The sequence below is a fragment of the Pseudomonas sp. PS01298 genome (assembly GCF_029959745.1).
Lineage (GTDB): Bacteria > Pseudomonadota > Gammaproteobacteria > Pseudomonadales > Pseudomonadaceae > Aquipseudomonas > Aquipseudomonas aylmerensis.
Genome location: NZ_JASCPP010000183.1, coordinates 1 through 7422, shown reverse-complemented (window position 1 = coordinate 7422; position 7422 = coordinate 1). Strand labels below are relative to the sequence as shown.

The 7422-nt window shown below is 59.5% G+C and carries 7 protein-coding genes; 4 read left to right on the top strand and 3 right to left on the bottom strand.

Translation table 11 applies throughout. The features are described from left to right. Window positions 1-299: 299 nt before the first annotated feature. The gene (locus QMX97_RS30965; RefSeq protein WP_003172097.1) at window positions 300-902 is read right to left on the bottom strand and encodes a peroxiredoxin; all 603 of its coding nucleotides are present in this window, start codon (window positions 900-902) and stop codon (window positions 300-302) included. Window positions 903-1146: 244 nt separating this feature from the next. On the opposite strand from QMX97_RS30965, the gene QMX97_RS30960 reads away from it, so the two are divergent. Both QMX97_RS30960 and bfr read left to right on the top strand, forming a co-directional pair. Beyond that, window positions 1147-1365: a bacterioferritin-associated ferredoxin gene (locus QMX97_RS30960; protein WP_078740971.1), complete on the top strand. Its 219-nt coding sequence runs from the start codon at window positions 1147-1149 to the stop codon at window positions 1363-1365. 201 nt (window positions 1366-1566) lie between these two features. After that, window positions 1567-2037: a bacterioferritin gene (bfr, locus tag QMX97_RS30955; protein ID WP_012722487.1), complete on the top strand. Its 471-nt coding sequence runs from the start codon at window positions 1567-1569 to the stop codon at window positions 2035-2037. Window positions 2038-2114: 77 nt separating this feature from the next. On the opposite strand, the gene grxD is transcribed toward bfr, so the two are convergent. Then, window positions 2115-2453, bottom strand: coding sequence for a Grx4 family monothiol glutaredoxin (grxD, locus tag QMX97_RS30950; RefSeq protein ID WP_065906770.1), 339 nt, complete (start codon window positions 2451-2453; stop codon window positions 2115-2117). 86 nt (window positions 2454-2539) lie between these two features. Then, window positions 2540-4648, bottom strand: coding sequence for a molybdopterin oxidoreductase family protein (locus QMX97_RS30945; RefSeq protein ID WP_282398177.1), 2109 nt, complete (start codon window positions 4646-4648; stop codon window positions 2540-2542). Between the two features lie 433 nt (window positions 4649-5081). Here QMX97_RS30945 and argF point away from each other — a divergent pair, with 433 nt between their 5' ends. Both argF and QMX97_RS30935 read left to right on the top strand, forming a co-directional pair. Continuing rightward, complete coding sequence (argF, locus tag QMX97_RS30940) at window positions 5082-6002, top strand: ornithine carbamoyltransferase (RefSeq protein ID WP_065906772.1); 921 nt, start codon at window positions 5082-5084, stop codon at window positions 6000-6002. Then, on the top strand, window positions 5999-7108 hold the full coding sequence (locus tag QMX97_RS30935) for an ABC transporter ATP-binding protein (protein ID WP_120447738.1): 1110 nt from the start codon (window positions 5999-6001) through the stop codon (window positions 7106-7108). Before argF ends, QMX97_RS30935 begins: the two co-directional genes overlap by 4 nt. Window positions 7109-7422: the final 314 nt, after the last annotated feature.

Here is a 7422-nt window from a genome sequence, read left to right as displayed (position 1 = left end):
GCGTTGGGCTGCGCAGCAGCCCCATTGGCAACCACAGGGTTTATCAGGTAAACCGCAGTGTCTGGTTTTGGGGCCGCTGCGCAGCCCAACGCAGGGCAAGCCTGCTCGCCACAAGAAGCCTGCTCACCACGAGAGGCTTGTTCTCACAGGAAGCCTATTAACCACGAGAAGCTTGTGCACCACAAAGGGCCTTGCTGACCACAAGCAGCGCGCTCGTGACTCAAAGCCAGTCACACGGCTGAATCCCGCGCATAAAAAAACCGGCCTTCTCAGGCCGGTTTTTTTACCGTGAAACTGGCTTACAGCTTGCCAGCGTTCTCGGTCAGGTAAGCCGCAACGCCTTCTGGCGAAGCGTTCATGCCTTTGTCGCCTTTTTTCCAGTTGGCAGGGCAGACTTCGCCGTGCTCTTCGTGGAATTGCAGAGCGTCGACCAGGCGGATCAGCTCTTCCATGTTACGACCCAGCGGCAGGTCGTTGATGATCTGGGAACGTACAACGCCCTTGTCGTCGATCAGGAACGCGCCACGGAAAGCCACGCCGCCTTCGGACTCAACGTCGTAGGCCTTGGCGATGTCGTGCTTCATGTCGGCAGCCATGGTGTATTTGACTTTGCCGATGCCGCCATCATTGATGGCAGTGTTGCGCCAGGCGTTGTGGGTGAAATGGGAGTCGATGGAAACGGCAACCACTTCTACGTTGCGCGCCTTGAAATCGTCCATGCGGTGGTCCAGAGCGATCAGCTCCGAAGGGCAGACGAAGGTGAAGTCCAGCGGGTAGAAGAATACCAGGCCGTATTTGCCTTTGATGGCTTCAGACAGTTTGAAGCTGTCAACGATTTCGCCATTGCCGAGGACGGCAGGTACGTCGAAATCCGGGGCTTGTTTGCCGACGAGTACGCTCATTGGTTATCTCCTGATAGTAGGGTGACGATTGAAGTAAAAGGACCGGCCTCAAGTCTGCCGCATTCAAGCGACAGGCCCGTGACGCAGTCACGCTTCGTGAAGACCGAGCATCATACACTGAAAAAACCGTTCGTCAGTGCGTGGGCAATGCCTGCGAATACCCTACGAATCTCCTTTGACAATCATTCTCGTTAACATTAAGATCCATCGCACTTAAGCCTTAAACCCGCGACGGTTCTCCCTTATGTATGTGTGCCTGTGTACTGGCGTCACCGACGGACAAATCCGCGAAGCAATCTACGAAGGTTGCTGCAGCTACAAGGAAGTACGTGAAACCACCGGCGTTGCCAGCCAGTGCGGAAAATGTGCTTGCCTCGCCAAGCAAGTGGTACGGGAAACCCTGACGCAGCTGCAGACAGCCCAGGCCGCGCTCCCCTACACAGCAGAATTTACACACGCCTGAATACGCGTGTTTTAAAGAACCGGACTTAGTGTCCGGTTTTTTTATGCCTGCAATTCAATTAGTTAGCGTCAAGACGCGGAACACAAACATTCTTATTCCGATTAATTTTCATTTATTATTCAATAACTTAGGTTTGACACTAAGGATTTCGCCGCTCAAACTCCGCCTTATACACAGCTATTACAGGGCAGGACCCCAGTCATGAAAGGCGACATCTCAGTCATCCAGCAACTCAACAAAATCCTTGCCAATGAACTGGTCGCGATCAATCAGTACTTTCTGCATGCGCGCATGTATGACGATTGGGGCCTGGAAAAGCTCGGCAAGCGTGAATACAAAGAATCCATCAAAGCCATGAAGGACGCCGACGCGCTGATCAAGCGCATCCTGTTCCTGGAAGGCCTGCCGAACGTGCAGGACCTGGGCAAGCTCAACATCGGCGAGCACACCCAGGAAATGATCAGCAGCGACCTGGGCTTTGAACGCAAGAGCCACAGCGACCTCAAGGCCGCCATTGCGCACTGTGAGACCAAGGGTGACTTCGGCAGCCGTGAACTGCTGGAAGATATCCTGGAAGACCAGGAAGAACATATCGACTGGCTGGAGACCCAACTGGGCCTGATCGACAAAGTCAGCCTGGAGAACTACCTGCAATCGCAGATGGGTGAATAAGCCCTAGGCGACAGGTACAAAAAAGCCCCGCTCTCTTATGAGAGGCGGGGCTTTTTATTGACCGATGATTTCGAGAATCAAGCGTCGGTCTTGGCTGCAGCGTTTGCCGCGGCTTCTTTGATCAGCGCCTGCAGCGAACCATCAGCGGCCATTTCGACGATGATGTCGCTACCGCCAACCAGCTCACCGGCAACCCACAGTTGTGGGAAAGTAGGCCAGTTGGCGTACTTCGGCAGGTTGGCGCGGATTTCAGGGTTTTGCAGGATATCCACGTAAGCGAACTTCTCGCCGCACGCCATGATGGCCTGGGAAGCCTTCGCGGAGAAACCGCACTGAGGAGCGTTCGGAGCGCCCTTCATGTAAAGCAGAATGGTGTTGTTGGCAATCTGCTCTTTGATCGTTTCGATGATATCCATGGAACACCTCGGCTGGAACTTTGCGACTCACAGGTCGGCACGGTGGCGCATTGTAACGCAAAATCCCAGCGTGGTGCTCGGGCTCCTTAAGCGGCTGCAACCTGCACCGGCACCCCGTTCAACGCGGCGTTGCCGGACAATTCGTCCAATTGCCGTTCGTCAGTCAAGTCGTTCGCGCTCGCACCCGGCTGGCTGCTGGCGATGGTCATCTGCACGCCGGGGCGGCCATGGCCCCAGCCGTGAGGCAGGCTGACCACGCCGGGCATCATGTCCAGGCTGGCCACCACCTCGACCTCGATCATGCCGATGCGCGAACTCACACGCACCCGCTGGCCATCACTCAACTGCCGACGGCTCAGGTCGTCCGGATGCATCAGCAACTGGTGCCGAGGTTTGCCCTTCACCAGCCGGTGATAGTTGTGCATCCAGGAATTGTTGCTGCGCACATGGCGCCGACCGATCAGCAACAATTCGTCAGCCACCGGCACCGGCTGCGCGGCAAAACGCGCCAGGTCCGCGAGGATCACCGCCGGCGCCGAGCGCACCTTGCCATCAGCGGTTTTCAGACGCGCGGCGAGGTTGGGCTTGAGCGGGCCCAGGTCCAGGCCATGGGGATGCTCGGCAAGCATCGCCACCGACAACTTGTACCCCGACGCATCACCATAGGCCCCGGCCCGCAGCCCGAAATCGATCATCTGCGCTGGCGGCATGGTGGGCTTGAGCGCAGCGCCGGTGTGCGCCGCAAACGCTTGAGCCAGCCCGACAAAAATCTCCCAGTCATGCAGCGCGCCCGCAGGCTTGGGCAGGATTGCGCGATTGAAGCGGGTGACGTTACGCACCGCAAACATGTTGAAGGTGGTGTCGTAATGATCGTTTTCCAGCGCCGAGGTGGACGGCAGGATCAGGTCGGCATAACGCGTCGTCTCGTTGATATACAGGTCGATACTGACCATGAACTCCAGGCTATCCAGGGCCTGTTCGAGCTGACGACCATTGGGCGTCGACAGCACGGGGTTGCCGGCCACGGTCACCAGCGCGCGGATTTGTCCTTCACCTTCGGTGAGCATTTCCTCGGCGAGGGCCGACACCGGCAACTCGCCACCGTACTCCGGTCGTCCGGAGACCCGGCTCTGCCAGCGATTGAAATGCCCGCCGCCGGTGGACGCGACCAAGTCCACGGCCGGGGTGGTGCACAAGGCGCCGCCGACGCGGTCCAGGTTGCCGGTCACCAGGTTGATCAACTGCACCAGCCAATGGCACAGCGTGCCAAACGCCTGGGTCGAGACACCCATGCGCCCGTAGCACACCGCCTTGTCGGCGCCTGCAAAGTCCCGCGCCAACTGGCGAATCTGTTCGGCTGGCACCGCACACTGACCGCTCATGGCCTCAGCGGTAAAGCCGGCGATGGCCTGGCGCACCTCCTCCAGGCCTTCAACCGGCAGATGGCTGGCGCGGGTCAGGTTTTCGGTAAACAGCGTGTTGAGCACCCCGAACAACAACGCGGCATCCCCTCCCGGGCGCACGAACAGGTGCTGGTCAGCCATTGCCGCTGTCTCGCTGCGCCGAGGATCGACCACCACCACTTTGCCGCCCCGCGCCTGGATGGCCTTGAGGCGCTTCTCCACATCGGGGACGGTCATGATGCTGCCATTCGACGCCAGCGGGTTGCCGCCCAGGATCAGCATGAAGTCGGTGTGGTCGATGTCCGCGATCGGCAACAACAGCCCGTGTCCGTACATCAAGTGACTGGTGAGGTGATGGGGCAACTGGTCCACCGAGGTTGCGGAAAAACGGTTGCGTGTCTTCAGTTGGCCCAGGAAGTAGTTGCTGTGGGTCATCAGCCCGTAGTTATGCACGCTGGGGTTGCCCTGATACACCGCCACCGCGTTTTGCCCGTGACGCGCCTGAATGCCCGCCAGCCGTTCGGCTACAAGCGCAAAGGCTTCTTCCCACGAGATCGACTGCCATTCGCTGCCCACGCGCCGCATCGGCTGGTGCAGGCGGTCCGGATCATTCTGGATATCCTGCAGCGCAACGGCCTTGGGGCAGATATGCCCACGGCTGAACGTATCCAGCGCGTCGCCCTTGATCGAGGTGATCGCCAGGCTGCCGTCGTCGGCCTGGGTGGTTTCCAGGGTCAGGCCGCAGATGGCTTCGCACAGGTGGCAGGCACGGTGATGGAGAGTCTTGGTCATGGCCAGTCTCTTTATTGGGGATGGCTGCACTATGGGCCGCGCCAGGCTCAGGGACCAGTAACGTTCGCCCCGTGAATCGGCCGGCATCAGGCCCGGGCATGGGTATACGTGAGCAAATGTTTCAGAAACTTCCCACATAGCCGCCAAAACCGACGCAGCTTGGCCTGGGCGCGTCCCCGCGCATTGCAAAAGGCTGCGGCGCCAGTGTACAAATGGCCCGCTGCTGTCAGGAAATCGTCTTCAAACGCGCTCCGGCGCCCTGCTTGAACACCCTTAAAAACCGTAGCCCTATTGGTAAGACGCGACATTTAATTATAAGATCGCGCCTTCCCCTATTTCGTCGCCCCGTGCGGCTTTCGCCGCAGGTCTCGCCCGTTGTCACAATAAACAAGGCTTTGAGTATCTGCGGTCTGTTGCAAAAAGGTAGTTAATGATGAGCGCAAGGCACTTTCTCTCCCTGATGGATTGCACGCCCGAAGAGCTGGTCAGCGTGATCCGTCGAGGCATTGAGCTTAAAGACCTGCGTAACCGCGGCGTACTGTTCGAGCCTTTGAAAAACCGCGTGCTCGGAATGATTTTCGAGAAGTCGTCGACCCGCACCCGCTTGTCTTTCGAAGCCGGCATGATCCAGCTGGGTGGCCAGGCCATCTTCCTGTCGCCGCGCGACACCCAACTGGGCCGTGGCGAGCCGATCAGCGATTGCGCCATCGTCATGTCGCGCATGCTTGATGCGGTGATGATCCGTACCTTTGCCCACAGCACCTTGACCGAATTCGCTGCCAACTCGCGCGTGCCGGTGATCAATGGCCTGTCCGATGATCTGCACCCGTGCCAGTTACTGGCCGACATGCAAACCTTCCTCGAACATCGCGGCTCGATCCAGGGCAAGACCGTGGCCTGGATCGGCGACGGCAATAACATGTGCAACAGCTATATAGAAGCGGCGATCCAATTCGATTTCCAGCTGCGCATTGCCTGTCCAGAAGGCTACGAGCCTGACGCACGTTTCCTCGAACAGGCCGGCGACCGCGTGACCGTGGTGCGTGACCCGCGCGACGCGGTGATCGGCGCCCACCTGGTGAGCACCGACGTCTGGACCTCGATGGGTCAGGAAGACGAAACCGCCAAGCGCCTGGCGCTGTTTGCGCCCTTTCAGGTTACCCGTGCCCTGCTCGACCAGGCTGCGCCAGATGTGCTGTTCATGCACTGCCTGCCGGCCCACCGTGGCGAGGAAATCAGCCTCGACCTGCTCGACGACCCGCGCTCCGTGGCCTGGGACCAGGCAGAAAACCGCCTGCACGCACAGAAGGCCTTGCTCGAGTTCCTCGTCGAGCCGGCGTACCACCACGCATGAGCCAGCCATTACTGCTGAACCTGCGCAATCTGGCATGCGGCTATCAAGATCAACGTGTGGTGCAGAACCTCAACCTGCACCTCAACGCCGGCGACATCGGGTGCCTGCTCGGCTCCTCGGGCTGCGGCAAAACCACTACCCTGCGGGCGATCGCCGGGTTCGAGCCGGTGCATGAAGGTGAAATCAGCCTGGCCGGCGAAGTGATTTCCAGTGCCGGCTTCACCTTGGCTCCAGAGAAACGTCGCATCGGCATGGTGTTCCAGGACTACGCGCTGTTTCCGCACCTCAGCGTGGCGGACAACATCGCCTTCGGCATTCGCAAGCACCCGCAAAAAGACCGCGTGGTCGCCGAACTGCTGGAACTGGTGAACCTGAAGAACCTCGGCAAACGCTTCCCCCACGAGCTTTCCGGCGGCCAGCAACAACGGGTGGCCCTGGCCCGCGCCCTGGCGCCGGAACCGCAGCTGTTGTTGCTCGATGAACCCTTCTCCAACCTCGATGGCGAACTGCGGCGCAAGCTGAGCCACGAAGTTCGTGACATCCTCAAGGCACGCGGCACCAGTGCGATTCTGGTCACCCATGACCAGGAAGAAGCCTTCGCGGTGAGTGATCAGGTGGGCGTGTTCAAAGAGGGTCGGCTGGAGCAGTGGGACACGCCCTACAACCTCTACCACGAGCCGCAGACGCCGTATGTCGCCAGCTTTATTGGCCAGGGCTATTTCATCCGTGGCCAGCTGAGTTCGCCGGAATCGGTCAGCACCGAGCTGGGCGACCTGCGGGGCAATCGTGCCTATACCTGGCCTACCGGTGGCGCAGTGGACGTGCTGCTGCGTCCGGACGACATCGTCTATGCGCCGGACAGTGCACTGAAAGCGCGGATCGTCGGCAAGACCTTCCTGGGCGCCTCAACCCTGTACCGCCTGCAATTGCCAACGGGCGCGCAGCTGGAGTCGATATTCCCTAGCCATGCGGATCATCAGGTCGGCGCGGATGTGGGTATCCGTGTCGCGGCAGAACACCTGGTATTGTTCCAGGCCTCGGGCAGCACTGCCGCGCAGATTCCGCATGCCGAATCCGGTGTACGGCGTTACAGCCCGGCGAACTGACGCAATCCTATCGAAATGTGGGAGCGGGCTTGCTCGCGAATGCGCTGCATCAGTCACTGCATCTTTGACTGTCACACTGCTTTCGCGGGCAAGCCCGCTCCCACATTGGATCTGCATTGACCTGAGATCAGGCCCGGCCTATCGACGCGAACGTGGCCTGGGGTATGTTCGACAAATCACTCCGAACCCAGCATGCGCCCTTACAGCCCAACGAACTGACAAAACCCTATCGAAATGTGGGAGCGGGCTTGCTCGCGAATGCGCTACATCAGTCACTGCATCTTTGCCTGACACACCGCTTTCGCGAGCAAGCC